27 protein-coding genes are annotated in these 25,576 nt (G+C 62.2%); 18 read left to right on the top strand and 9 right to left on the bottom strand.

Translation table 11 applies throughout. From position 1 onward, the window contains the following. Positions 1-274 precede the first annotated feature (274 nt). On the bottom strand, positions 275-565 hold the full coding sequence (locus tag HMPREF2993_RS13190; protein WP_070681158.1) for a hypothetical protein: 291 nt from the start codon (positions 563-565) through the stop codon (positions 275-277). A 172-nt stretch (positions 566-737) separates the two neighbouring features. Here HMPREF2993_RS13190 and HMPREF2993_RS08655 point away from each other — a divergent pair, with 172 nt between their 5' ends. Continuing rightward, positions 738-1,541 carry a chymotrypsin family serine protease gene (locus HMPREF2993_RS08655; protein ID WP_049154912.1) on the top strand — a complete coding sequence of 268 codons (804 nt, stop codon included), beginning with the start codon at positions 738-740 and terminating at the stop codon, positions 1,539-1,541. 40 nt (positions 1,542-1,581) lie between these two features. Here the strand turns inward: HMPREF2993_RS08655 and HMPREF2993_RS08650 are convergent, their stop codons facing one another. Then, positions 1,582-2,295 (bottom strand): IclR family transcriptional regulator, encoded by a 714-nt coding sequence (locus HMPREF2993_RS08650; protein WP_049154911.1) that lies wholly within the window; start codon positions 2,293-2,295, stop codon positions 1,582-1,584. 48 nt (positions 2,296-2,343) lie between these two features. On the opposite strand from HMPREF2993_RS08650, the gene leuC reads away from it, so the two are divergent. The 3 genes from leuC to HMPREF2993_RS08635 all read left to right on the top strand — a co-directional run bounded on the left by leuC (position 2,344) and on the right by HMPREF2993_RS08635 (position 5,362). After that, positions 2,344-3,786, top strand: a complete 1,443-nt coding sequence (leuC, locus tag HMPREF2993_RS08645) for a 3-isopropylmalate dehydratase large subunit (protein ID WP_049154909.1) — start codon at positions 2,344-2,346, stop codon at positions 3,784-3,786. Positions 3,787-3,802: 16 nt separating this feature from the next. Further along, positions 3,803-4,393 carry a 3-isopropylmalate dehydratase small subunit gene (gene leuD, locus HMPREF2993_RS08640; RefSeq protein WP_046649069.1) on the top strand — a complete coding sequence of 197 codons (591 nt, stop codon included), beginning with the start codon at positions 3,803-3,805 and terminating at the stop codon, positions 4,391-4,393. Positions 4,394-4,468: 75 nt separating this feature from the next. Next, positions 4,469-5,362 (top strand): hypothetical protein, encoded by an 894-nt coding sequence (locus HMPREF2993_RS08635; protein ID WP_070701946.1) that lies wholly within the window; start codon positions 4,469-4,471, stop codon positions 5,360-5,362. Between the two features lie 49 nt (positions 5,363-5,411). Here the strand turns inward: HMPREF2993_RS08635 and HMPREF2993_RS08630 are convergent, their stop codons facing one another. Next, the gene (locus HMPREF2993_RS08630; RefSeq protein ID WP_070511690.1) at positions 5,412-6,410 is read right to left on the bottom strand and encodes an NUDIX hydrolase; all 999 of its coding nucleotides are present in this window, start codon (positions 6,408-6,410) and stop codon (positions 5,412-5,414) included. A 149-nt stretch (positions 6,411-6,559) separates the two neighbouring features. On the opposite strand from HMPREF2993_RS08630, the gene HMPREF2993_RS08625 reads away from it, so the two are divergent. Then, a complete protein-coding gene (locus HMPREF2993_RS08625; protein ID WP_070702083.1) occupies positions 6,560-7,558 on the top strand; it encodes an NAD(P)H-dependent glycerol-3-phosphate dehydrogenase in 999 nt (332 codons plus the stop codon). Between the two features lie 21 nt (positions 7,559-7,579). After that, positions 7,580-8,650, top strand: a complete 1,071-nt coding sequence (locus tag HMPREF2993_RS08620; protein WP_070701944.1) for a D-alanine--D-alanine ligase family protein — start codon at positions 7,580-7,582, stop codon at positions 8,648-8,650. A 66-nt stretch (positions 8,651-8,716) separates the two neighbouring features. Here the strand turns inward: HMPREF2993_RS08620 and HMPREF2993_RS08615 are convergent, their stop codons facing one another. Further along, positions 8,717-9,631, bottom strand: a complete 915-nt coding sequence (locus tag HMPREF2993_RS08615) for a DUF3515 domain-containing protein (RefSeq protein WP_070701942.1) — start codon at positions 9,629-9,631, stop codon at positions 8,717-8,719. A 92-nt stretch (positions 9,632-9,723) separates the two neighbouring features. Here HMPREF2993_RS08615 and HMPREF2993_RS08610 point away from each other — a divergent pair, with 92 nt between their 5' ends. The 8 genes from HMPREF2993_RS08610 to HMPREF2993_RS08575 are packed head-to-tail and all read left to right on the top strand — an operon-like array spanning position 9,724 to position 17,673. After that, on the top strand, positions 9,724-10,689 hold the full coding sequence (locus tag HMPREF2993_RS08610; RefSeq protein ID WP_102233886.1) for a thiamine-phosphate kinase: 966 nt from the start codon (positions 9,724-9,726) through the stop codon (positions 10,687-10,689). A gap of 35 nt (positions 10,690-10,724) precedes the next feature. Beyond that, entirely contained in the window at positions 10,725-11,333 is a 609-nt protein-coding gene (locus HMPREF2993_RS08605; RefSeq protein ID WP_193394653.1) for a uracil-DNA glycosylase, read from the top strand. A gap of 10 nt (positions 11,334-11,343) precedes the next feature. Beyond that, positions 11,344-12,783 carry a DAK2 domain-containing protein gene (locus tag HMPREF2993_RS08600; RefSeq protein WP_070701940.1) on the top strand — a complete coding sequence of 480 codons (1,440 nt, stop codon included), beginning with the start codon at positions 11,344-11,346 and terminating at the stop codon, positions 12,781-12,783. A gap of 3 nt (positions 12,784-12,786) precedes the next feature. Then, positions 12,787-14,883 carry an ATP-dependent DNA helicase RecG gene (locus HMPREF2993_RS08595; protein ID WP_049156549.1) on the top strand — a complete coding sequence of 699 codons (2,097 nt, stop codon included), beginning with the start codon at positions 12,787-12,789 and terminating at the stop codon, positions 14,881-14,883. A 42-nt stretch (positions 14,884-14,925) separates the two neighbouring features. Further along, on the top strand, positions 14,926-15,552 hold the full coding sequence (gene rsmD / locus HMPREF2993_RS08590; protein WP_046649076.1) for a 16S rRNA (guanine(966)-N(2))-methyltransferase RsmD: 627 nt from the start codon (positions 14,926-14,928) through the stop codon (positions 15,550-15,552). Between the two features lie 2 nt (positions 15,553-15,554). Beyond that, a complete protein-coding gene (coaD, locus tag HMPREF2993_RS08585; RefSeq protein ID WP_046649077.1) occupies positions 15,555-16,031 on the top strand; it encodes a pantetheine-phosphate adenylyltransferase in 477 nt (158 codons plus the stop codon). A 6-nt stretch (positions 16,032-16,037) separates the two neighbouring features. Continuing rightward, positions 16,038-16,793, top strand: a complete 756-nt coding sequence (locus tag HMPREF2993_RS08580; RefSeq protein WP_070701938.1) for a sulfite exporter TauE/SafE family protein — start codon at positions 16,038-16,040, stop codon at positions 16,791-16,793. 25 nt (positions 16,794-16,818) lie between these two features. Then, positions 16,819-17,673: a PPK2 family polyphosphate kinase gene (locus HMPREF2993_RS08575; RefSeq protein WP_070701936.1), complete on the top strand. Its 855-nt coding sequence runs from the start codon at positions 16,819-16,821 to the stop codon at positions 17,671-17,673. Between the two features lie 3 nt (positions 17,674-17,676). Here HMPREF2993_RS08575 and HMPREF2993_RS08570 read toward each other — a convergent pair whose 3' ends face one another. The 5 genes from HMPREF2993_RS08570 to HMPREF2993_RS08550 are packed head-to-tail and all read right to left on the bottom strand — an operon-like array spanning position 17,677 to position 21,159. Further along, positions 17,677-18,189 carry a hypothetical protein gene (locus tag HMPREF2993_RS08570; protein ID WP_070701934.1) on the bottom strand — a complete coding sequence of 171 codons (513 nt, stop codon included), beginning with the start codon at positions 18,187-18,189 and terminating at the stop codon, positions 17,677-17,679. Further along, positions 18,186-18,707, bottom strand: a complete 522-nt coding sequence (locus HMPREF2993_RS08565; RefSeq protein WP_070701932.1) for a ubiquitin family protein — start codon at positions 18,705-18,707, stop codon at positions 18,186-18,188. The genes HMPREF2993_RS08570 and HMPREF2993_RS08565 overlap by 4 nt, the downstream gene beginning before the upstream one ends. Further along, positions 18,704-19,225 (bottom strand): YbjN domain-containing protein, encoded by a 522-nt coding sequence (locus HMPREF2993_RS08560; RefSeq protein WP_070701930.1) that lies wholly within the window; start codon positions 19,223-19,225, stop codon positions 18,704-18,706. Before HMPREF2993_RS08560 ends, HMPREF2993_RS08565 begins: the two co-directional genes overlap by 4 nt. Beyond that, positions 19,218-19,733 carry a YbjN domain-containing protein gene (locus HMPREF2993_RS08555; RefSeq protein ID WP_046649083.1) on the bottom strand — a complete coding sequence of 172 codons (516 nt, stop codon included), beginning with the start codon at positions 19,731-19,733 and terminating at the stop codon, positions 19,218-19,220. Before HMPREF2993_RS08555 ends, HMPREF2993_RS08560 begins: the two co-directional genes overlap by 8 nt. 28 nt (positions 19,734-19,761) lie before the next feature. Continuing rightward, positions 19,762-21,159 carry a TIGR01777 family oxidoreductase gene (locus tag HMPREF2993_RS08550; RefSeq protein WP_070701929.1) on the bottom strand — a complete coding sequence of 466 codons (1,398 nt, stop codon included), beginning with the start codon at positions 21,157-21,159 and terminating at the stop codon, positions 19,762-19,764. Between the two features lie 161 nt (positions 21,160-21,320). On the opposite strand from HMPREF2993_RS08550, the gene pyrR reads away from it, so the two are divergent. From pyrR to carA, 4 genes are all read left to right on the top strand, one after another. Continuing rightward, entirely contained in the window at positions 21,321-21,911 is a 591-nt protein-coding gene (gene pyrR / locus HMPREF2993_RS08545) for a bifunctional pyr operon transcriptional regulator/uracil phosphoribosyltransferase PyrR (protein ID WP_046649084.1), read from the top strand. Further along, positions 21,912-22,883 (top strand): aspartate carbamoyltransferase catalytic subunit, encoded by a 972-nt coding sequence (locus tag HMPREF2993_RS08540; RefSeq protein ID WP_046649085.1) that lies wholly within the window; start codon positions 21,912-21,914, stop codon positions 22,881-22,883. Positions 22,884-22,925: 42 nt separating this feature from the next. Further along, the gene (locus tag HMPREF2993_RS08535) at positions 22,926-24,284 is read left to right on the top strand and encodes a dihydroorotase (RefSeq protein WP_070701927.1); all 1,359 of its coding nucleotides are present in this window, start codon (positions 22,926-22,928) and stop codon (positions 24,282-24,284) included. Between the two features lie 115 nt (positions 24,285-24,399). Continuing rightward, positions 24,400-25,563 (top strand): glutamine-hydrolyzing carbamoyl-phosphate synthase small subunit, encoded by a 1,164-nt coding sequence (carA, locus tag HMPREF2993_RS08530; protein ID WP_070701925.1) that lies wholly within the window; start codon positions 24,400-24,402, stop codon positions 25,561-25,563. Positions 25,564-25,576 lie beyond the last annotated feature (13 nt).

Genomic DNA, 25,576 nt, shown 5'->3' with positions numbered 1-25,576 from the left:
CAGAGGTGGCCGGGGCCGTGTCTGGGGCGGCGGTCTCGGTGGTGGTGGAGGAGCAACCAGCCGCGAGTAGACCCGTGGCGGCTACGGCGGTCAATGCCGTGAGGAATCGGCGTGCGGAGGAAGGGGTCTGCGGGGAAGTCATGACCCCACACTAACGCCCGCCTAGCCATATGGTGGGGGAAAACGGGGAAAGCTGCCCAACCCTCAGTGCAGAACACCGAGTAGGCGGGCAGCAAAAGTCTGTGCTAGCGAGTCTGTGCTAGCACGAGGAGCCTTAGTGGCAGTCCCAGTGACCGTCGTGGGCTGCGTGGCGGTGGCCATCGTGCAAGTAGTCCACGTGATCGCCGTGCGGGATGGCGACGTGACCGCAGCCCTCGCCGTGCTCGTGATCGTGGTCCTCGTGAATGTGGTGCTCGGACGTCTCGCACTCGTCCCAGTGGCCCTCGTGCTCACGGTGGATGTGACCGTCGTGCAGGTAGTCAGTGTGATCGTCGTGCGGGAAGGCAACGTGGCCGCAGCCCTCGCCGTGGGTGTGCGTGTGCTCGTCGTGGATGGTGTGGGTCATGATTCCTCCTCAAAGAATCGGGGGTTTTCACTCCATTTTCAGTAGCTGATAGTTACAGTAAAGCGAATTTTCACTATGTTTTCAATAGTGGGGGTGGGTGAGGGTGCCCCACCCTGATGGCTGTGCACGAAGTGAAAGGTGATTCATATGTGAAAAGCGCTAGAGTAGGGAAATGATGAAAAAGTCTCTTCAGCACCGTTCTTCGCGCCTTCTGTCTGGCCTGGCTTCTGTCGTGGGCGCGTGCTCGCTGGCCATTGGGTTTGCTGCCCCCGCAATGGCTGGCGAGGGCGTGCCGGTTACCCAAGGCCAAAAGATTGTCGCCTCCGATGGTTCTCTGTGCAGCATCGGCTATGTTGAGGCCACTCGGGCATGGACCTCGGCGCACTGCGGTCTCAATGGCGAGCAGATGTATAACGACGCAGGTCAGCACGTAGGTACACTGCGCTGGTTCAAGCCCTCGGGTGCGGCGGGGCATGACCTGGCTTATATCCAGTTTGCCGGTGGGACCTACTCTGCGGGAAACCCGCTCACCGGAGATGGAATGGCACCCGTGCCTGGTGAGGGATCAACGGTGTGCTTCGACGGGCAGGCTACCGAGCGCCAGTGTGGCACCGCGGTGCGTGGCCCGGGGCTCTTCCCAGGAATGAACTACGTTGTGGACGTGGCGTTGGCGCCAGGGGACAGCGGTGGAGCAGTCTCCGTGCCGGGGCAGCCGGGTGTGGTGGGCATCTACCAGGGGATCACTCAGGCTAGCCGCGATGGGCAAACCATAACCTTCTCTAATTATGCTCGCATGCCGCGAGCAGACGAGCTGGCGCACTTGCCGCACCAAGGCTGGGTACCGCGTCGCCCCAACCGGGAGCCGGGAAACCCAGTGCGCCTGGTGCAGGAGAGGGGAGAGGCGCTGTCTTCGACGAGTAGCACGGGTCCGGAAGGGTTGCGCGGCCTAGCCATGTACTTCGGGCTGAGCATTTAAACAGCTGGCATCGAGACAGGTGGGAATTAGCGGGAGAGTTTTAGCGTCCCGCTTTCCCCGGAGCGTCGTGGGATAGCGCGGCGGTGAGGCGGGAGGAGGCGTCGACAAGCACGTCAGCGAACTTCTCCGCTGGGGAGGGGCGGAATCGTTCGGCGGAGCCGGAGACAGAGAGTACGGCGATAAAGTTGCCGGCGGCGTCGAAGACGGGGGCGGAAACGGAAGCGAGATTCGACTCGCGCTCCTCGATGGATTCGGAGTAGCCGTTGGTGCGCGCGAGCTCGACATCGTGCTCGCTAAAGAGGGCATTGGGAACGTGTACATCCGCAAAAGCTGCGAAGATGCGGGCGGCTGAGCCGGACGTAAGGGGTAGCTGGCGGCCGACGGGTACGACGTTGTGCAGGCCAATCTCCGGCTCGCGTGTAGCAATGCACGTGCGGGTTGTTCCAGATAGCTCATAGAGCTGTACGGACTCACCGGTGGCCTCAAGGAGCTCTTCCATGATGGGCCCGGCAGTTTCAATGATGCGATCGCGGTTGCCGGGAAGGGCGGGGCCCGCACCCCACTTTCCGTCGGGTGTGCGGGTGAGGATCCGGTGTGCCTCGAGTGCTGTGGCGAGACGGTGTGCGGTTGCTCGGGGCAGGCCGGTGGTCTCACAAAGCTCGTTAAGCGTGGAGGGGCGGTTGGTCGCGGCCATCATGATGGCAACTGCGCGATCCAATACCTTTATTCCTGATACTGCGCTATACTCTCCCATATAATGAAATCTACGTCCCATTAATTGAGATTTCAAGTGGAGAGAAACATGACTGAGAAATTGACACTCGCAGAGAAGGTATGGCGCGACCATGTCGTGCGCAAGGGGGAGAACGGCGAGCCTGATCTCCTCTACATTGACTTCCAGCTCTTGCATGAAGTTACCAGCCCGCAGGCCTTCGACGGTCTGCGCCTGGCTGGACGGACGATGCGGCACCCTGAGTTGCACTTAGCCACGGAGGATCACAACGTTCCCACCGTGGGTATAAAGACCGGAAATCTCCTGGAGATTAAGGACGAAGTTTCCCGTACACAGGTGTCTACCCTTCGCAAGAACTGCGAGGAGTTCGGCGTACGCCTGCATTCGATGGGTGATGCCCAGCAGGGCATTGTCCACACCGTTGGTCCGCAGTTGGGTATCACCCAGCCCGGCATGACCATTGTGTGTGGTGACTCGCACACCTCGACGCACGGCGCCTTCGGCTCCATTGCCATGGGCATCGGTACCTCCGAGGTTGAGCACGTCATGGCCACTCAGACGCTTTCGCTCAAGCCTTTCAAGACGATGGCTATCGAGGTTAGCGGTGAGCTGGCGGAAGGTGTTTCCGCCAAGGACTTGATCTTGGCTATCATCGCCAAGATTGGCACTGGCGGCGGCCAGGGCCACATTATCGAGTACCGCGGCGAGGCCATTCGCAAGATGTCGATGGAAGCGCGCATGACGATCTGCAACATGTCCATCGAGGCTGGTGCCCGCGCTGGCATGGTTGCTCCGGATGAAACAACCTTTGAGTACGTCAAGGGCCGCGAGTTCGCCCCGCAGGGCGAAGACTGGGACGCAGCGGTCGAATACTGGAAGACGCTGCCGACCGACGAGGGGGCCGATTTCGATACCGTCGTCGAGATCGATGGCTCCGCCCTCACCCCGTTTGTCACCTGGGGCACCAACCCGGGCCAGGGTCTGCCGTTGAGCGCTGCGGTGCCCGACCCGGAGGAGTGCGGGGACGATGGCGAGAAGGCCGCAGTCGAGAAGGCCCTGGCGTACATGGACCTCACGCCGGGCACGCCGTTGCGCGATATCCAGATCGACACTGTCTTCCTGGGATCGTGCACGAACGCTCGCATCGAGGACCTGCGCGCCGCCGCCGAGGTGGTCAAGGGGCGCAGTATCGCGGCTGATACCCGCATGATGGTGGTCCCGTCATCGGCCGTGGTCAAGGCGCAGGCTGAGGAGGAAGGCTTGGACAAGATCTTCACCGATTTCGGCGCTGAATGGCGTACCGCGGGTTGCTCGATGTGCCTGGGTATGAACCCGGACCAGCTGAAGCCGGGGGAGAGGTCGGCGTCGACAAGCAACCGCAACTTTGAGGGCCGCCAAGGCCCCGGTGGCCGTACCCACTTGGTGTCCCCGGCCGTTGCCGCGGCGACAGCAGTCCTGGGCCACCTGGCCGCACCAGCTGATATCGACGATGCCGCCGTAGCCGGCGCCTAAGGAAAGGGAAAAGACAATGGAGAAGTTCGTAACTCATACTGGCGTCGGCGTTCCGCTGCGAGTTTCCAATGTGGATACCGACCAGATCATTCCTGCGCGCTATCTGAAGTCCGTCAAGCGCACTGGCTTTGCCGAAGGCCTGTTTTCTAACTGGCGCAGCGACGAGAACTTCATTCTCAACCAGGAACCGTTCAAGGAAGGCTCTGTGCTTTTCGCGGGTCCGGACTTTGGTACCGGTTCTTCTCGTGAGCACGCGGTGTGGGCGCTTGCTGAGTATGGATTCAAGGCGGTGTTTTCCTCCCGCTTCGCCGATATTTTCCGCGGCAACTCTGGTAAGGCCGGGCTGCTGACGGGGCTCATGGAGCAAGAAGACATCGAGCTCATCTGGAAGCAGTTGGAGTCCGGTGAAACCGAAACCACCGTGGATTTGGAAGCGCGCACGGTTACCGTCGGCGGCAACAGCTATACCTTTGAGATCGATGACTACACCCGTTGGCGCCTCATGGAGGGACTCGACGACATTGGGCTGACCCTGCGCAATGAGGACGATATCGAGGCTTTCGAATCCGCACGCCCGGCATTCAAGCCCCGCGTCGTGGCGTCTTAGCGTGAGCAATGGGGGTGTGGGAGTGTTCCCCGCCTCCTGTGGCGCCGGACACATATCGGCGTTAACATCCTCGGCATGAGCAATCCTTATCAAAGCTTTAGCGGGGACAGTGGCAATCAGTTCGGCGGTGCAGGTGGGTATGGCGGATATGGCGGCTATGACTATCACGACGCCGCAGGTTATGGCTATCAACAGTCGGGGGCCTACAGCTACCAGCAGTCCGGCAACTACGGTGAGCACCAGCCCGGCGCCGCGCCTGGCAATCCACAAGGCGGGGCTCCCGCGCAGCCCATCGACGCCATGGATATTGTGGGCCAAACCTTCAAGGGCTACCTGAAGCAGCCTGTGCCAGGGATGCTGGCCATGCTGGTGCATCTCATTATCTCTTTTGCTCTTCTTCTTGTGCCGGGAACCGTTTTAGGCGGAATCTCCGCAGCGATGGAAGAAAGCGGCAGGGACATTGAACCCCTGGTTCCTACCGTGGGGATACCTCTTATGGTGGTCATGGCGCTAGCCGCCTACGCTTATCTCTGCTGGATGATGGCGAACCTCTTCAATGGTTCCCGCAAGATCGCTGATGGGGAGAAGGTCACCTTCCGCGACTACTTTAGGTTTGCGCAGCTGAGTGGTTGCGCCGGTGTCTATGCTTGCTTCTTTATTTTGGTAACGCTCGGATCTATTGCGGGTGGCTTCCCCGGACTGATTCTCTATGCGCTCCTGTGGCCAGCGCCCGTGATCAAGGCGGATAACCCCGATAAGCCTCTCATGGACTGCTTCCGAGAGGCCCTCGACCTAATCATGGAGAATCTAGGGCAGTCGCTGCTCTTTATTCTGGTCTGTTCCCTCATCACGAGCTTTGTCGTATTTATCCCCATCGTCGGCTTCCTTGCCGCCTACCCGATCTGGGCTTTGGGGATGGTCCTGTTCACCCGCGCTATGCAGCGCCGCCCTGCAGCACGGTTTGAATAAGGCAGCAGGGCGGCGTAGAAACTCCTGAGGGACGTGGGCGATGCCCTGCTCAGCGCACGGGAAGCGGGCTCGCCAGATAGTCCGCTCCGGTAAGTTCACCGTCGTTGAAGGATAGAACCCACACCGAAGCTTTCTTGAACTTGAGTTCTTCGATTGGTTCTTGAATGAACTTCGGTGCATAGGACTCGATGATGCCGGGGATTGTCAGCCCTTGGCTGACGATAACCGGAACGCCGCCGCCGTCGACCACGCGCTGAAAGGCGGCGCGGGCGGTATCAGGAGATTCGACGAAAACATCATCGCCGAAAGCCTTGTTAACGGCGATGTCCATGCCGAGTTCATCGGCCAGCGGGGCAGCGGTGTGCTGGCAGCGCTGCGGCGGGGCGCTATAAATGGCGGTCGGATGGAAAGGCGTGAGCATCGGAACGAGCATCTCCGCCTGGCGGCGCCCCTTCTTATCCAGCGGGCGCAGGTCATCATCACCCTCCCAGGTGCGGCGCTGGTGCGCGCGGGCATGGCGCACGTAGAGAACGCGGGTCGTTGGTGCGAGGCGCAGGCGCTTCTTTGCCTTGGCCAAGACCTGTGCATCAACGTCATAAGAGAGCAGTGCGCAGGCATCATCGATCTTCATCCAGCGCAGCTCGTCGGTTTCCTGATTCGGGGTGTATTCGCCATCGAGCACCCGCGCCAGCCAGTAGTAGACCACCTTGGTGCGGCCTTGTACTGGGTAAGCTACCTTGCCGATGAGTTTGCCCAAGCGCACGGTATAACCGGTTTCCTCGAGGATCTCGCGCGCGGCGGTAACAGGAAGGGATTCGCCCGGATCCACCTTGCCCTTGGGCAGTGACCAATCGTCATAGTGCGGGCGATGAATGAGGGCGACTTCCGGATCGTGCGGGTCACCGCGCCAGAGAACCGCACCGGCGGCCAGGGTCGTGCGCTTAAACTCATCGGCCGGATCGACGGGCACTTCTTGGTGTCGGCCAGAAATAAAGACCTCGGATTTGATGTCTTTGTCCGTCTCGTGCATGTTCTTTGCCTTGGGCATGCTGCTCCTTTTGCGCCAGTAGCTTCTAACCTTTTCCATTTTCCTCCACTCACTGCCGCGATGCAGCCTTACGCGCCGAGCGTGCTTTAATGCCGAGCGTGCTTTAATGGGGAAAGCCGATATACCGGGAATCTACAGTGAGGTGGCACATAGTGAACGTAGCAGTATTGGGTGCGGGCTCGTGGGGAACTACGCTGGCAAAGGTTTTTGCCGATGCCGGCAATGACGTCCGCTTGTGGGCGCGCCGTGAAGAGCTAGCCCAGGCCATCAATGCACGCCACGAGAACCCGGATTATCTCCCAGATCTTCCGCTGCCCGCCTCCATCCGCGCTACCACCGATCCAGCTGATGCGCTGGAGGGTGCGGACATCGTCATTTTCGGCGTCCCCTCGCAGACCTTGCGGTCCAACCTGGAAAAATGGGCGCCGTTGCTGCCGGAGGATGCAACTTTAGTATCGATTTCCAAGGGCGTGGAGAAGTCGACGCTCAGCCTGATGAGCGAGGTGATTGCCGATGCCGCCGGTGTTTCCCCCGACCGCATTGCGGTGCTCTCCGGGCCCAACTTGGCCAAGGAGGTGGCCCAGGAGCAGCCGGCAGCTACGGTTATTGCGTGCCGCGACGCCGACCGTGCCAAGGCTGTCCAGCATGCCGCCGCAGCACCCTATTTCCGGCCCTATACCAACACCGATGTCATCGGCGCGGAAATTGGCGGTGCTTGCAAGAACGTGATTGCACTTGCCTGCGGCATGGCTGCGGGTAAGGGGCTGGGAAACAACACCATGGCCAGCATCATTACTCGAGGTCTCGCGGAGATTACCCGTCTCGGCGTGAAGCTGGGAGCGGATCCGTTCACCTTCTCTGGTCTGGCTGGTATGGGTGACCTCGTGGCAACCTGTAGCTCGACGTTGTCCCGCAACCGCACCTTTGGCTACCGCCTCGGCCAGGGCGGCACCCTGGAGGAAGCCACAGCCGCCACCAATGGCCAGGTAGCGGAAGGCGTTGTTTCTTCCGATTCCATCTTTAGGCTGGCGCAGCGCGCGGGCGTAGAGATGCCTATTACCCAAGCGGTCTTCGGTGTGTGCCACCGCGGCGTGACTGTCGACGACATGATCGTGGCTCTGATGGGTCGCACCAAGAAAGCTGAGTAAAGCCGAGTAAAGTTGCTCGGTATGACTGAAGCGAATCCTGTGCGCGTGGCCGTAGTGTACGGCGGGCGCAGCTCCGAGCATTCAGTGTCGTGCATCTCCGCCGGCGCAATCATGGAGCACCTTGACCCGGACAAGTATGAGGTTGTGCCGATCGGCATCACGCGAGAGGGCACCTGGACTCAGGGCAGTCGGGAGGGCCTCGGCATTGTCGATGGGCGCCTGCCCGAGGTAGAGCTACACGATGAGCTGGCGCTTTCCCTCAACCCCGCCACGCGCGGACGCATCCACAACGTCACTCGCCATGAGCACTACACCGAAGTGGATGTCATTGTGCCGGTTCTCCATGGCCCCTACGGTGAAGATGGGACGGTCCAGGGGCTTTTCGAGCTCTCCGGCATCCCTTACGTGGGCGCGGGCGTGCTGGCCTCGGCTGTGGGAATGGACAAGGAGTTCACCAAGAAGCTGCTGGTTGCGGAAGGTCTGCCTGTGGCGCCCCAGGAGGTGCTCACTGGGGAAGCCACGCTGAGCGACGCCCAAAAGGAGCGCCTCGGCCTGCCTGTCTTTGTGAAACCGGCGCGCGGTGGCTCCTCCATCGGTGTGTCTAAGGTTTCGGCGTGGGAGGATTTCGCGGACGCGCTGGCCCTAGCCTACGAGTCCGACGAAAAGGTCCTCGTCGAGCCGGAAATTCGTGGTGCAGAGGTGGAAGTGGGCGTCCTCGAGCACCCAGACGGTAGCCTCCAGGCTTCCGTTCCCGCCAAACTTTTGGGCACTACGGAGTCCGAAGAAGGCTTTTATGACTTCGATGCCAAGTACATCGACGAGGGCGTTTCGGCGGAAATCCCTGCGCCGTTGAGCGAAGAACTGATTGCTGAGCTCCGCCAGCGCGCTATTGAGGCTTTCCGTGCTCTGGGCGCTGCCGGCCTGTCCCGCGTGGATTTCTTCGTCAGCGAGGATTCCTACTGCATCAACGAGGTGAACACCTTCCCCGGCTTCACACCCATCTCGATGTACCCGCAGGTATTCGCCGCCGTGGGGGTGGGCTATGCCGAGCTGCTGGATACCCTCATCCAAACCGCGCTCGCGCGTTCCTAGTCCTTAGCCCGCCTAGCCCCTCAGCTGAGCGCGAAGGGCAGGCGGTAGAGGAGCAGGCCGCGGTTCCTACTGGGAAGGGGTGGCGGCCACGAGGGCGTCGCTCAGCCGCACCAGCGCGGAATTGGCTGCCTCCTGCGGAGCAGACAGCGCGAGATCCTCCGCCCGGCCGAGCGCGAACCACGTGCCGGCCGTGGTGCCCTCTGCCAGGGTGGTGTCCTCGAACCAGGGCACGTCATTGACCTGCTGCAGCTGGACACCTGCGCGGTAGTTCTCCGGTGCAGCCACACCACAGCGCACGACGATCTCTTCCTGGCCCGGCGCGCTGTAGACCCAGGTGTTCTTGTCACCGGCATCCTCGCGGCGCGAGTAGCCCTCCGCGAGGGTCTCCGGCAGGGCCTTTTCCAGCCGGCTGCACATGGAATCCGGGCCCGCCTTCAGCTGCGATAGCGGAGCGGCATTGGGCTGTTGCTGTTTCTGTTCCAAGTGGCCGAGAGCATCACCGAGACCCTCCGGGGCGTCGTCGCGCGCGTTGTCGGAGGTGGTGGTGACCGCGACGGCGGGAACGCGCTTGGTGCTGTACCACGTCGTGAGATTCGAGCCGGGAGTGGCGTCGACGACCTGCAGCCAGGATTCGCCGTCGGCCTCGACGGTTTGGGAATACTCAGTAAATTGCTGCGGCAAGTCAACACCGCAGCGCAGCGTTATCTTGTCCTCCGAGCTCTTCGCCCACGCCGCAGCACCCGCGGGAGCTGGCTCGACAAGATCGACGCGTGGGTACCCCAGTAGTTTGTCCGGCAGCGCATCGACCACGGCGGCACACTCGGGGGAAGCCGCCGCCTCAGATGGGGTGGGAGGCAGCGCCACCGGTTGCTGGGCAGCGGTGGTGAAGACGTATTTCGCCCCAAAAATCACCGCGAAGACCATCGCGATGGCGATCCCGAGTGAGACGTAGATTGCGGTGCGGTTAAATTGGGTATCCATAGGGGCTTATCCTATCGCTGATAGTCCAGGAAGAACGAACGTGGACGGTGCGCACGCGTACAGTGCGTGGCCCGCGCAACACAAAGGAGTCCGTGACGGTGGGTTTATCGCATACCCTCGACCAAGCCGGTGAGCGGCAAGTCATCCATGAGATTGTCACCGCCGCCCCGAGCGCGCTCAACGGTGACGATGCCGCGGTGCTGTACCCGGCAGCGCCCAATTCCCGCACGGTGGCAGCGACAGACATGATGGTGGAAGGCAGGCATTTCCGCCGGGATTGGTCGACTGCCGCAGAAATTGGGCAGAAGGCCATCGTGCGTAATTTCGCCGATATCGAGGCGATGGGTGCCCGGCCCACCGCAGCACTGCTGGCTATTGCCGCCCCAGGGGAAACCCCGGTGGATTTCGTGCGGGGGATTGCGCAGGGCATCGCTGAGCGCTGCGCGGTCTATAACGCAGAGCTGGTCGGCGGCGACCTTACCCGCAGCGACAGCTTGGTCATCAATGTCACGGCGATGGGCTCCTTGGGAGGAAGTGGGGCGCCGCTGACCCTAGATGGAGCACGCGCGGGCCAAAAGCTGGTGGCGCACGGCAAGATTGGGTACTCCGGAGCGGGCCTTGCTCTGCTTCAGCGCTTTGGCCGCGCGCTGCCCCCGGAACTAGAGGAGCTGTGGCCGCTGATCGACGCCCACTGTGCACCCACCCTGAGCCCAGGGCGTGGGGTTATCGCTCGGGCAACGGGGTCGACCGCGATGACAGATAATTCGGATGGCTTAGTGCGTGATGTGGGGCATCTGGCACAACGCTCCGGGGTGCGTATCGACCTCGACCGCGCAGCCATTGCCCCTGATCCGCTCCTAGCTGCTGCCGGCGCGGTGCTTGATATCGATCCGTGGGAATGGGTCCTAACGGGAGGGGAGGATCACACGCTGTTGGCCACCACGTACAAGGCCGCTCCCTCTGGGTTCCGGGAAGTAGGCCGGGTGATGCGCGGTACCGGTGTCACCATCAGCGGAGAAGAGCCTCGCTATCGCGAGGGCTGGGAGGGATTTGCGTGAGCCACATCGATACCTCTCGCATTCACTATTCGTGGATGCCCCACATCCGGCAGGCGCTGGAGGAGAATCTGCCGCGCCTTGAGCAGCAGATCGGCCAAGACTTCCTGCCCCCGGCCGAGGACGTCTTCGCTGCCTTGTCGATGCCGCTCGACGACGTACGTGTCCTCATCGTGGGCCAGGATCCCTATCCCACCCCGGGCCATGCCATGGGCTTGTCCTTTTCTACGCGCCCCGGGGTGCCGGCTCCCCGCTCGTTGCAGAATATCTACGCCGAGCTTCACGACGACCTCGGGATCGACGGTCGCGCGGATGGGGACCTGCGGGCGTGGTTCGACCAGGGCGTGCTGCTGCTGAACAGGGTGCTTACCGTGGTCCCGGGCCAGGCCGGATCGCACCGGCGGATGGGCTGGGAAGCGATTACGGAGGCCGCCATTAGAGCGTTGGCGGGGCGCGATATCGTGGCCATCTTGTGGGGGCGCGATGCCCAAACCTGCCAGGCCTTCCTGCCAGGGACGGAATGCATCACCTCCCCGCATCCTTCACCCCTGTCAGCACGACGCGGCTTCTTCGGATCGCGTCCATTTTCCCGGGCGAATGCGGCCTTAGAGGCCCGTGGCGTCTCGCCAGTGGACTGGCGCTTGTAGACTAGCCAACATGTCTTATCCCGCCGAGTTGGATGCCCGTGGCCTGCACGAGTGGGCCGCGCGAACCGTTAAGGAGCTACAGCGCCGCCGCGCCGAGATTAACGCCCTCAACGTGTTCCCGGTGCCCGATTCTGACACGGGATCCAACATGGCGCACACCATGGAATCTGCCCTGGCGGAGGCCGATAAAGGCGAGATGGACGTGGCTGAAGCCCTGGCCATCGGTTCGGTACGCGGAGCGCGCGGCAACTCCGGGATGGTGCTGTCCCAGGTATTGCGCGGGGTGGCTGACGCCACGACGGATTCGCGGGTGGATGGTTCGGTCTTGGCGGATGCCCTCTCGCTGGCCGTCACGCTGGCCGACCGTGCTCTGGCCTCCCCAGTGGAAGGCACCATCATCACCGTGCTGCGTGCCTCGGCGGCCGCTGCCAGCAAGGCCGCCGAGCAGTCCGGCGCGCAGCTGCACGGTATTGTGGTCGCGGCGGTCGACGCCGCCCGGCAAGCCTTAGCGGAGACTCCTTCCCAGCTGCCGGCGCTGCGCGAGGCCGGTGTCGTAGACGCCGGCGGAGCCGGCTTCGTCATCTTGTTGGAATGCTTGTTGGCCCAGCTCACCGGTGAAGACACTGCGCCTCAATCTGTGGCTATAGATCCTGAAGGGGCAGAGCCCACGCAGAGCGAATCGCTGCCGTCTCACGGAGAGAACTGTGCCACGCCACAGCCAGGGGCCGGCGCGGAGATTGAAGTCATCTTCTTCTTCGAGGGAGACCTCGCCCAGCTCGAGGAGGCCCTCAACCCGCTGGGCAATAGCCTCGTCATCGCACGAGCCACGGAGGATTCGGCCAGCGTGCACATCCATAGCTGCCAAGCTGGTGCGATCATCGAACAAGCCTATGGCCTCGGTACGGTCAGCAACCTTCGCCTCGAGGTGCTTCCCTCCGCCGGCGATACAGCGGCCGGCGAAATGCAGGCCGCCGACCGTGCCGGGCGGCGAATCTTCGCCGCAGTGCCCGAAGGGGCCGCCCGTGAGCTTTTTGAAAAGGCCGGGGCGGATACCGTCAAGCCCGGCGACGGCCCTCGCCACGCGAAGACGGGTGACCTCTTCTTGCCCAACGGCTTCGGCGGTGCGCCTGGTACAGCCACGCTTATCCCGACTGATTCCCTCGTGTCCGGACTCGCCGCGCTGTCGGTCTACTCACCGGGTTCCACCCACACCGCCGAGGCCGTGGCCGCCATGGCGGATGCCGCACGCTCGATGCGGGTGGTGCATCCGGATACAGAATCCATCGACGGGATTGTGGCGTCGTGCCGCAGCCAATTGGCCTACGGCGGGGAGCAGATCACAGTGCTCACCGGACTAGAGATCGATGAGGACGAGCTGGCGCAGCTTTTGGGCGTCGATGTGGTGGTGCTGCGGGTTCCCGGGCTGCGTACCGAGATCGGGGTGGAGTAAGCCATGCTGGGGTGGCAGGATGACCGTGCGCTGACGGAGATTCTGGCAAAGAAGGATGCCTCAGCAATCAAGCGAGCCTTCGGGTACACCACGTGCGGCGAGCTGCTCAGCCACTATCCACGCGACTACATCCGCCACAACAAGGACGTCGGCCTCGGCGGTGCCGAGGACGGTGACCACGTCACCATCACCGGTGTCATTGAGGATGTCCGCGTCAAGCACACCTCCAAAGCCATGGTCTTTATTCTCTACATGGATAGTGGAGTCCAAGCCTCTTTCTTTAACGCGCACTACGTGCAGCGCGTGCTGGGGCGCGGCATGCGCGTCATGCTGTCTGGCAAGCTGAAGTACTTTCGGGGATATCCCAGCCTGCAGCACCCTGACTTCCTCATCCTCGATCCCGGCCGTTATCAGGAATCCTTGCTGGATAGCACGACTGGGCAGGGGACAGGCTCGCTGAAGAAGCTCTCCCAATTCGGGTCGCTGGAGACCTTCCTGCAGCGCGAGTGGATTCCCGTGTACCCAGCCAGCGGGAAGGTGACGTCGTGGTACATCATGGGTGCTATCCACAAGGTGCTGGAAAATACGCCTTCGATTCCGGAGCCACTGGACTACCGCATGATGGTGACGCTGGACCAAGCCGTCCGCGAGATCCACGAACCGGGTGAGCACGGGCCCGAACGCGCCATCCAACGTTTGAAATACAATGAGGCGCTGTCGATTGGGCTGGTTATGGCCCTGCGCCAGCGCGATGTCAAGGCGCGTACGGCAACCCCGATGCCAGCGATTTTGGAGGGCTACCGCGACGAACTGCTCAGCGAGCTGCCCTTTGAACTGACTGCGGGCCAGCGCCGCGTCATCGCGGAGATCGACGCGGACCTGTGTGGCACCGCGCCCATGATGCGTCTTCTGCAGGGCGAGGTGGGCTCGGGCAAGACCCTGGTGGCCACGTGCGCCATGCTGCAGGCGGTCGACGCTGGCAAGCAGGCCGCGCTGCTCGCGCCGACGGAGGTGCTGGCGGCGCAGCATGGGGCGTCGATTAGCGCCAGCGTTCCCGAAGGAGTCACCGTCACCGTGTTGACCGGCTCGATGAAGACAGCGGAGAAGCGGCAGGCGTTGCTGGAGATTGTCTCCGGCGAGGCCGATATCGTCATCGGAACGCATGCCATCATCCAAGACACGGTGGAGTTCTTTGACTTGGGCCTCGTCATCGTGGATGAGCAGCACCGTTTCGGCGTGGAGCAGCGCGATAGCCTGCGCACCAAAACCCGGGAGGGCACGAGCCCCCACCTTCTGGTCATGACGGCGACACCGATCCCGCGCACGATTGCCATGACCGTCTTCGGTGATTTGGCCGTGTCCACTCTCAAGGAGCTGCCTGGCGGGCGAAAGCCTATCTTGTCCGCGGTGGTGCCCGAATGGAAACCGGAATGGGTACGCCGCGCCATCGAGAGAATCCGCGAAGAGGTAGAAAAGGGCCACCAGGCCTATATCGTCTGCCCGCGGATTGAAGGCGAGGGCGGCGTGGAAACGATGTCCGTACAGCTGCGCAACCTGCCGCTGCGGGGTCTGCGGGTGGAGATGCTGCATGGCAAAATGCCCGATAAGGACGAGGTCATGGAGCGCTTCGCCCGCGGGGAAATCGACGTCCTCGTGGCTACCACCGTCATCGAAGTCGGCGTCGACGTACCCAACGCCACCGTGATGCTCATCCGCGAATCGGAGAATTTTGGCGTCTCGCAGTTGCACCAGTTGCGTGGGCGCGTGGGGCGCGGTGGTAACGACTCCGTGTGCTTGCTGCATACCACCGCCGAGCCCGACAGTAAGTCCTACCGGCGCATCCAGGCCATAGCTGATACGCCGTCCGGTTTTGATTTGGCGGAGCTGGATCTTCGGCAGCGCCACGAAGGGGACATCCTAGGAACGCTGCAATCTGGCACCAAGCGCACTCTGAAACTGCTCGATCTCAGCCATGATCGGGACATTGTTGAGCGCACGCATGCTGATGCTGCCGCATTGGTGGAGCGCAATCCCGAGCTAGCGGAGGAGTTGACACACAATTTGAGTGCGGATGAGCAGGAGTTTTTGGAGAAGAACTAGGCCAGTCACCGCGCGCAGCTGAGGGGAGATAGGGTAGAGGCCATGACCAGAATCATCGCTGGGGAGGCCCGGGGGCGCACCATCAAGGTGCCGGAAGCCGGGACTAGACCTACCTCTGACCGTGCCCGCGAGGGCCTTTTCTCATCGTTGAACGTGCGTTGGGGTTTCATCGACTCCCGGGTGCTGGACCTTTTTGCTGGGTCCGGTGCCTTAGGTCTGGAGGCAGCCAGCCGCGGCGCTGAGGAAGTGGTCTTGGTGGAAAACAATCCTGCGGCGGTGAAGATCATCCGCCACAACATTGGGGTGGTGAAGCACCCGCGCGTCGAGGTACGCGAGATGAAGGCCTCGTCCTATCTAGCGACCGCCCCGCGCGGGTATTTCGATATGGTGCTCGCGGATCCTCCCTATGAGTTCGATGATGTGGATGGGCTGTTGGCCGCGATCGAACCGGTGTTGGATGATGCCGCAATCGTCGTCATCGAACGCCATGTGGATTCCCCGCAGACGCAGTGGCCGGAAGGCTTTGAGCCCACCGGCCAGAAGCTCAAGAAGCGGACCTTTGGCATTGCGCGTTTTGATATGGCGATTTATCACCGCGCTGAGGACAGTGACTACAGCGACAACGCGGGTAGCGAAGATACCGCCATGACCGAAATCAAGGAGGATTAGCCATGCCCACCCACGCCGTCTGCCCGGGATCTTTCGACCCCATCACGCTGGGCCATGTTGACGTGTTCAACCGCGCCAGCGAATTGTTTGACAAGGTCACCGTGCTGGTGACGGGAAACCCCGATAAGCCGTCCGGACTGTTTAGCGTGGAGGAGCGCGTGGATCTCATCCGCCGTACCGTCGCGCCAGAGATCCAGGTGGACTGGTGGGGCGGCCTGCTCGTGGATTACACCAGTGCCCATGGCATAGACACCATTGTCAAAGGCCTGCGCTCCTCCTTGGACTACGAGTATGAGCTGCCGATGGCACAGATGAACCGGCGCCTTTCCGGGATCGATACTGTCTTTTTGCTCACTGATGAAAAGTACGGCTATATCTCCTCCTCCCTGTGCAAGCAGGTGGCACAGTACGGCGGCGATGTCACGGGTATGTTCCCAGAGCACGTTGCGGCCGCCGTAATGGAACGCTACCGAGGCTAAGGAGACATGTCTGTACTGGCAATACCTTTCGTCGTCCTCGTTACCGTCATAGTCGGCTCCTGCCTGCAGCGAGTCTCCGGCATGGGGTTGGGCCTCATTGGCGGGCCCATTTTGACGCTCCTCCTCGGCCCCGTGGAAGGCATCATGGTCATCAACGTTTTGGCCTGCATTAACGCCATCCTCACGACCTATTCCATGCGTGAGAATGTGGACTGGGGAAAGTGGCTGCGCATCGGCCCCTTCATGGTCCTCGGCTCAATCCCTGCGGCGCTGCTTATCGCGCGCATTGATACCTCGGCGTTGTTGGTGCTCGTGGGCGCCGCCTTGTTGATCGCGCTGGGTGTGGTGGTCTTCGGCCGCAGATTCGTCCCGGAGATGCGGGGGACCGGGCCTGCTATCTCCGCGGGTATCTTGGGTGGTTTTACCAACACTCTGGCCGGCGTCGCCGGCCCCGTTATCACGGTGTATGCCCAGGCTGCGCGGTGGCCTAAGTCAATCCTCGCCGCGACCCTGCAACCCTGCTTTGTCATCGGCGGATTGTCCTCTGTTCTGACGAAGTACTTCTTGGGCTCCGGCGGCTTCGAGGGACTGCACTGGCTGGTGTGGCCCTGCGGAATAGTCGGCATGTGCGTCGGCATCCTTGTGGGCAAGAAGATCGCCTGGCACGTTTCGCGGGAGAAGGCCCACACACTGTCGCTGGCGCTGGCTAGCCTGGGAGCGCTGAGTGCTTTGCTGCGCGGTCTTTTTATGCTGGGCGCTTAAAACAATGGCTGGGTAAGGTGGACCCATGGCGAAATTCAAGATAGAAGACGCGCTCTCCCTCCGCGCAGGAAAGAATTTTCAGATCGACTCGGTCGATGCCTCCGCAACCCCCGGTTTCGATGGTGACAAGGACGAGCTCGATGCCCGATTCACCAAGTACGATGATGAGCTCTATGAACTGCAGGAGCGGCTCTTTGCCAACGGCCGCAGCTATGGCGAGGATGCCCCGGCGGTGCTCATTGTGTTGCAGGGAATGGATACCTCGGGCAAGGGCGGTGCTATTCGCCACGTGCTGAGCACCTTCGACCCGCAGGGAACTACCACGGTTGGTTTCGGAAAGCCCACCGAGGAAGAGCTGGAACATGACTTCTTGTGGCGCATCCGCAAGCACGACCCGCAGCCGGGACAGATTGTGGCCTTTGACCGCTCCCATTACGAGGACGTTCTCATCCAGCGCGTGCACGAGTGGGTCGATGAAGAGGAAGTGGACCGCCGCATCGAGGCTATCCGCGACTATGAGTTGGACCTGACGGCGAATGGTGTCAAGGTCATCAAGATCTTCCTACACCTGTCCAAGGATGCTCAGAAGGAGAATCTGCTGGAGCGCACGAAGCGCGAGGACAAGTTTTGGAAATACGATCCCGCCGATGTGGAGGAGCGCGCCTATTGGGATAAGTACATGGCGGCCTACCAGGACGCCATCCAGCGCACGGATGAAAACTATGCGCCCTGGTATGTCATTCCTACCGATAACAAGAAATACGCCCGCATGGCGCTGAAGTTCCTCATCGTGGATCTCCTGCGCCATCTTGACCTCGAGTGGCCGGCGCCCGACTTCGACCCGGAGGTGGAGCGCCAGCGCATCGAGGACGCCGACTAAGAACTAGTCGTTCTGCGCCTCATCGACGTCGCTGGCGAGCTCACGGGCGGCGGCGTTGAAACTATCGAGGACGGACAACAGCGCTTCCTGGGCATTGATAATTCCCAGGTTGAGGGCGTGGAAGAGCTGGTCCTCGTTCAGACCCGCCGTGGTGACGAAGCAGGCATCACCACGCAGCTCCACCTCATCCTCAACGAGGCCAACGAGCGCGCGCCCATCGAAGGCACTGGAATTGAACTCGTTGCACAAGACGTGGAAGACCGGGAGCATGTCCGCGTCGAGCTGCGTCGGCAGCACGCATTCCATGCGCACGAGGCCATCGTCGACGGTGATAACCCAATCAAGGTCATTGAGGCGGGCAACCGCCGCAGTGGGGTCCTCTGGGTGCGCGGTGGCCGCCATATCCAGTTCCGTACCGTTGAGCACGCTCAGCACGCTATCCCGGCTGACGGCGGGCAGCGGAGACCCAGACAGGATGTCGAAAGGATCGGTGCCTTCGCTAGCGTTGTGGCTCATGCTTGCTCCTCCTCGTTCCAGGTGACCGCCTGGGGAAAACGCTGCGCCACGACGTCGAAAATCTCCGCGAAGCTGGCGAGCGAGCTCAGCAGGAAATGCCCCAGCTGGGCCAAGGACAAACCTTCGCCCACGGCCATGGCGCGGTTGGCGCCTAGGTGGATCTCCGCGTTGCCCTTCGCGTCCTCTTCGACGAGGAAGTTCAAGGTGGGCGCCACGCTGGCCCAGTTCAGCTCCGCCACGGCAGCAGCAACGTCGTGTTCGAGGTGCGCGGGAAGAGTGCCTTCCCAGGAAGCGAAGACGCTTAAGACGTCGCCCTCTGCGTCGAGGTCACAGTGCACCGCGATATGCGGCACACCGGTCTGCAGGACGCGGCGCACGGGGGCGTTGTCGTCGACGGCACCAGGAGCGTCGTCTTCCTCGGGGGCAGCTTCGATGAGCGCGTAGTCGGCGTCGATAAGCTCGCACAACTGCGCCAGCCGGTCAATGGTGACCGGCTCAACCACGTGGAGATCGGTCACTGCTGCTCACCCTGGGCGCCCTCAGCTCCCTCGCCCGCCTGTGCAGCAGATTCGGAACCGAGCTTGGCCATTTCCTCGGCGGCGGCGACCATGGCGTTCTGGGCGTTGATGACACCATCCACGGAGGCGCGCAGCGCGGCCGCGAGTTGTTCGTCGGTCATGCCGGCCGCGCACGGAATATCGGCCTCGGTGCGCACGAGCAGCATGCCGTCGAAGTTGGCAATGACGGCGCGGGCCCCCATAGCCACGGAGTTGATCTGGTTAGCCGCGAGGAAAAGACCGGCGTCGGCCTTGGCGTAGTTGACGTCCGTCGGCACATCGCAACGCACGATGGCAACGCTTTCGAGCACAGCGAACATGCACGGCAGGCCGTTGAGGTTGGCGGTGGCGGCGTCGTCGCGGCCGGGGACCGGCTCGAGTTCGATGTCGAAGGTCTTCATTGCCTCGATGATGCGGTCGAGTGTGACCTCCGGGAGTGCGTGCGGATCCTCGGCGGGGGTAGTCGCAGGATTAGTCATGGTTGTGCTCCTTCCAGGTGACGAGCTGCGGGTACTGCTGTTCAATCCACTCGAAGGACTGCAACACGGCATCCAGGGTGGACATGACGAACGCGCCTAACTGGTTGCGGGAAGCGCCGTGGGTCAGGTCGAGATCGCGCGCACCGGAGACTGCCAAGGCGTTGTCCGGAGCCTCAAAGAAGCGGAACGTCGGCGTGAAGTGATCCTGGTTCCAGGCGTTGATGTGCATGAGGAGCGCCGGGCCCTCGGAGGCGGGCACGGAACCGCGCCACACGGAATCAACGATGAGGGAGGAGCCAACCAGCTGGAAGGCGATGGCGGCGTTCGAGAAGCCGGTGCGCAAAAGGTTGACCGTCTGGCCGTCCTGCGTCTTTTGCTCTTCGATGCGGTATTCCAAGCCTTCTGACTTAAAGATCTCCGCAATGCGCTCGAGTGTGACCTCCTCAATCGGAGTATCGGGCTGCAGCTGGCGCTGCTGCGCTTCGTCGTGATTAGTGGTGTCAGTCAATTCTTCTACTCACTTCGCTACATTCTTCTTAATCTTTTCCGGCCCCGACACTACCGGAGCCGTCTTCCTGGGGTGCGCAGGTGGGGTCCTCGAAGAGTTTTTCCCCGCCCAGCTCGTGGGCAAGCGCTGGAGCGATCTCGGGATATCGGAAAGTATGGCCGAGCGCTTCCGCGCGCGTGGGCAGAACCTTTTGGTTAGCCAGTGCAAGCTCACGCGCACCTTCCTTGCCTAGCAGCAGCGCCGGACCGACGCTGGGAATCGGAATGATGGTGGGGCGGTGGAGCAAGGAACCAAGGGCATCAACATAATCGCGGTTGAGCACCGGAGTGGGGGAGACCGCGTTGATGACGCCGTGCCAGGCCGGGTCGAGCGCGGCGCGGACAAACATGTCAGAAAGATCATCTTGTGCAATCCAGCTATTCCACATGGTGCCTTTGCCGAAAGCGCCGCCAAGACCAGTGGAAAACAGCCCGCGTAGCAGCGGCAGGATCCCTGCATTGGCTGATTGCACAATACCGGTACGCAGGTTAACCACGCGCTTTCCAGCCTCCCGCGCCGGCTCACACGCCGCCTCCCAGTCGGCGACGACGTCAGCGAGAAAACCCTCGCCGCGCTCCGATTCCTCGGTCAGTTCCGTCTCACCCCTGTCCGGGCCGTAGATTCCAATGGCGGAGGCGCACACCATGGCGGTCAGGGACGGGGTCTCAGCAGCCAGCTGGGCCAGTAGGCGAGTAGGCTCGACGCGGGAATCGCGAATGGCCTCTTTATGCGCGGAATTAAAACGCCCAAAGATAGGTTCGCCGGCCAAGTGGATGAGAACGTCAACGCCCTCCAGCAGGTCCTTCGCTGGCAACTGTGGGCGCCAGAGGCGCTCGCCAGGCCCGGGGTTGGAGCGCACCAAAGGGATGACGGTGTGGCCCAGGGTGCCCAATTGCGCAGCCACAGCCGCGCCCACCGTCCCGTGCGTTCCGGTTATCGCTATCGTGCGGGGCTCGGCGTTGAGTGCGCCGAGCCTGTGGGCAAAGCGAAAGTCTTCGATGAGCTGCTGCTGGCGGTAAGCGAAGATCGATTCCAGGGCTCCGGCGGGGATGCGGGTCTCCACCTTGTCCGTGATGAGCGTGCCCTCCGGGTGATCCTCAAAGAAGTGCTCGTGGCGCCAATTCGCCAAGGAGCGGAAGGGGGCGTTGATACAGACATCCGCGAAGGACCGCCGCGGTTGGTAGCGGCTGAGGTCGTGGCGGGCAACCCATTTCAGGCCGCCGGGAAAGCCCAATATTGAGGTTCCATCGGCCAAGGACTCGGCTTGCTGAAGCGGGGTCATAAAACCGAAAGGTGGGGTGAGGCGAGCAAACGCCCCCTGGCGGGTATGCCACTGCCATACGTCTTCGCGCGGGGCGGGGACAACGTGCTGGGTAGTGAAACTCACTGTCTATAGACCTGCCTCAGGAGATTCGGGGGTGCGAGGGCGTACCAAGCACGCGTGAAGAGTGCTATGGTTAGTGCTGGCTTTCAAGCATAGACAAGTCCACTGAACCATTGTCCGACATCCTTTAAAGACCGCACCGTGAGGCGGGGAAGGAGGTCACGATGAGTGAATCCGGCACCCACGCGGAGTCCAACGAGCTGCTGAGCTCCTCAGACGTCGCGCGTACTGTCGCACGCATCGCGCACCAGATCATTGAAAAGACGGCGCTAGATTCGAGTGATTCTTCTCGAGTCCTGCTCTTAGGCATTCCCTCTGGTGGCGTGCCTTTGGCGCAGCGCCTTGCCGAAAAGATTGAGGAATTCTCCGGGGTGGAGATTCCCTGGGGCTCCCTCGACATCACTTTGTACCGAGACGATTTATATGCCCGCCCGCACCGTGCCTTGCAGCCCACGACGGTGCCTGACGGCGGGATCGATGGCGCCACCGTCATTCTTGTCGACGACGTCCTTTACTCCGGCCGCACCATCCGTGCCGCCCTCGATGCCCTCGCGGACATCGGCCGCCCCGACATCATCCAGCTCGCCGTCCTCGTGGACCGCGGGCACCGCCAAGTACCGATCCGCGCCGACTACGTGGGCAAAAACATCCCCACCGCGCGGGATGAGGATGTCACCGTGTACAACGCCGACATTGATGGGCGCGATGCCGTCGTTCTCACCCGCTTCACTGCACAGCCCGGCAAGGAGGCATAAATGAAGCACCTCATTAACATCGCCGACCACAGCGCCGAGGAGATTCTCGGTCTGATGGATGAGGCCGACCGCTTCCGAGAGGCCCTGGAAGGCCGCGAGGTCAAGAAGTTGCCCACGCTGCGCGGGCGCACCGTTTTCACCTTGTTCTACGAGAATTCCACGCGCACTCGTTCCTCTTTCGAGACGGCGGGCAAGTGGATGTCGGCGGATGTCATTAACCTCTCCGCTTCGACGTCCTCGGTCAAGAAGGGCGAGTCCCTCAAGGACACCGGGTTGACCTTGGCGTCCATCGGGGCGGACGCCATCATCATGCGCCATCCTTCCTCCGGTGCGGCACAGCAGCTAGCTAGCTGGGTAGCGCCCGGCGGCCAGGGCCCGAGCGTGATTAACGCCGGCGATGGCTCCCACCAGCACCCCACGCAGGCGCTTCTCGACGCCGTCACGATGCGCCAGCGCCTGCACCTGGGCGCGGATCGCTCGGCAGCCGGCACCGGTTTTGAAGGTCTAAACGTGGCTATCGTCGGTGACTGCCTGCATTCTCGCGTGGTGCGCTCCAACGTGGACCTGCTCTCCACGCTGGGTGCTGAAGTCACGCTCGTCGCCCCGCCGACGCTGCTGCCTTTCGGCGTCGACACCTGGCCGGTGCGCGTCTCCCACGATTTCGATGCAGAGGTTGCCAAGGCAGACGTCGTCATGATGTTGCGCGTGCAAGCAGAGCGCATGAACGGCGGTTTCTTCCCCTCGCACCGCGAGTACGCCACTCTCTACGGGCTGTCCAAGGACCGCGCAGCGGCCATGAAGAAGGACGCCATCATCATGCACCCAGGCCCCATGGTCCGCGGCATGGAGATCAACTACGCCGTGGCTGACTATGACAACACCGCGGTCCTCCAGCAGGTTAACAACGGTGTCCACGTGCGCATGGCCGCCTTGTTTACGCTGCTCACCAACGGCGAGAACGCCGGTATCTAAATCGAGATGTCCCACTTAGCAACGAGGAGAGCTGAAGAATCCATGACTACTTATCCAGACACCGGCGTGCTCTCTACTCCCGCGGCCGGTACTCTGCTCATCACCAACGTTCGCCCCTATGGTGAGGGTGAGCCCACCAGCATCCTGATCAAGGATGGCGTCATCGAAGCCATCGGCGCTGCCGATATAGCCCCGGCGGAAGGCGTGGACCGCACCATTGATGGCGGCGGCAACGTGCTGCTGCCAGGGCTGGTGGACATGCACGTTCACTTGCGTGAGCCGGGCCGCGAGGACACCGAGACCATCGAAACCGGTTCGCGGGCTGCCGCCAAGGGTGGCTTCACCGCCGTGTTCACCATGGCTAACACGTCCCCGGTGACGGACCAGCCGATCATCGCCGAGTCCGTCTGGGCCAAGGGGCAGGCACGCGGCCTGTGCGATGTCCACCCGGTTGGCTCCATCACGAAGGGCCTCGAGGGCAAGACTCTGACCGAGTTCGGCATGATGGCCCGCTCGGACGCCAAGGTGCGCATGTTCTCTGATGACGGCAAGTGCGTCCAGGACCCGCAGCTCATGCGCCGTGCCTTGGAGTACGCGAAGGGCCTTGACGTCCTGCTGGCCCAGCACGCAGAAGATCACCGCATGACCGAAGGCGCGAGCGCCCATGAGGGCGAGGTTGCCGCCCGCCTCGGCCTGCGCGGCTGGCCGCGCGTCGCCGAGGAATCCATCGTCGCCCGCGATGCACTGCTCGCGCGTGACTACGGCAACCGTATGCACATCTGCCATGCCTCGACCAAGGGCACCGTCGAGCTGCTCAAGTGGGCCAAGGAACAGGGCATACCGCTGACCGCCGAGGTGACCCCGCACCACCTGCTGTTGACCGATGACAAGCTGGTGACCTACGACGGCGTCTACCGCGTCAACCCACCGTTGCGCGAGGAATCTGACACCCTGGCCCTGCGCCAGGCATTGCTCGACGGGCTAATCGACGTCGTGGCGACCGACCACGCTCCGCACGGCAGCGAAGACAAGTGCGTCGAGTTCGAGCACGCCAAGCCGGGCATGCTGGGCCTGGAGTCCTCCCTGGCGGTCATCGCCAAGCTCTTCGTTGCCACCGGCCTGGCCGACTGGCGCTTCGTCGCCCGCGTCATGTCGGAACGCCCGGCAGAGATCACCCGCCTGCCCGGCCATGGCCGCCCGATTGCCGTGGGAGAGCCAGCGAACCTCACCATCGTTGATCCGGAACACCAGTGGGTATCCGATTCCACGCGCCTGGCATCGAAGTCGGAGAACAACCCGTACGAGGGGGAGGAATTCGGCGCACGCGTGGCCTACACCATCCTGCGCGGTGCGGTGACCTACGACCTAGCGGCTGAAAGCGCCAGCGAGGCGGCCGAGTAATCGGGATAATCGACAATCAGAGTTGCTCACCACTTAAGCAGTCAACGCACACCAACGCACGTCCCCAACACAATCACCCTTCACCGAGAAAATTCACTGAAAGGTTCAACACACAGTGACTTCCACTACCACCACCCCCGCCATCCTGGTCCTCGCTGATGGCCGCACCTTCCGTGGCTTTGGCTTTGGCGCCACGGGTACGACCCTGGGCGAGGCCGTCTTTACTACCGCCATGACGGGCTACCAGGAGACCATGACGGATCCGTCGTACCACCGCCAGATCGTCGTGGCCTCCGCGCCGCAGATTGGCAATACAGGCTGGAATGATGAGGACAATGAGTCCCACGGCGACAAGATCTGGGTCGCCGGTCTGGTCATCCGCGACCTTGCCCGCCGCGTCTCCAACTGGCGCGCCGAGCGCTCACTGCCGGAGGAGATGGAAAAGCAGGGAATCATTGGTATCAGCGGCATCGATACCCGCACCTTGGTGCGCCACCTGCGCAACCACGGCTCCATCAAGGCCGGTATTTTCTCCGGTGCCGATGCTGAGCGGGACGTCGAGGAGCTCATCGCTGAGGTGAAGAACCAGCCCTCCATGGCCGGACTCGACCTGTCGGCAGAGGTCTCGACTGATGAGGTTTATACCTTCCCGGCCGTAGGGGAGAAGCGCTTCACCGTCGTGGCCTACGACATGGGAGTCAAGACCGCCACACCGAAGAACTTCGCCGAGCGCGGCATCGAGACCATCGTGGTTCCCGCCAACACCCCGTTCGAGGAGATCAAGCAGTACAAGCCGGATGGTGTGTTTGTCTCCAACGGCCCGGGCGACCCGGCTACTGCGGACACCATGGTTGGCATTGTCCGAGACATCCTCGCCGCCAAGTACCCGTTCTTCGGCATCTGCTTCGGCAATCAAATCCTCGGCCGTGCGCTGGGCATGGATACCTACAAGCTGAAGTTCGGCCACCGCGGCATCAACGTGCCGGTGCGCAACCAACTGACCGGAAAGATCGACATCACCTCTCAGAACCACGGTTTCGCCCTGGCCAGCCCCTCGGGCAAGGAAGACCCGGCCGGTGAGGAATTCGATACCGACTTCGGCCCGGCAGTGGTGTCCCACACCTGCCTCAACGACAACACCATTGAAGGTGTTGCGCTCAAGGATGGCATGGCGTACTCCGTGCAGTACCACCCAGAGTCCGCGGCTGGCCCGCACGATGCTAACCCGCTCTTTGACCAGTTCATCGAGCTCATGACTGAAAAGTCCCCGAACAAGTAGAACGCAACCAGGA

It is taken from the genome of Corynebacterium sp. HMSC068G04 (assembly GCF_001814885.1).
GTDB classification, from domain to species: Bacteria; Actinomycetota; Actinomycetes; order Mycobacteriales; family Mycobacteriaceae; genus Corynebacterium; species Corynebacterium hiratae.
The sequence above is the reverse complement of the archived record's forward strand: the minus strand, read 5'-3'. Positions and strand labels throughout refer to the sequence as shown.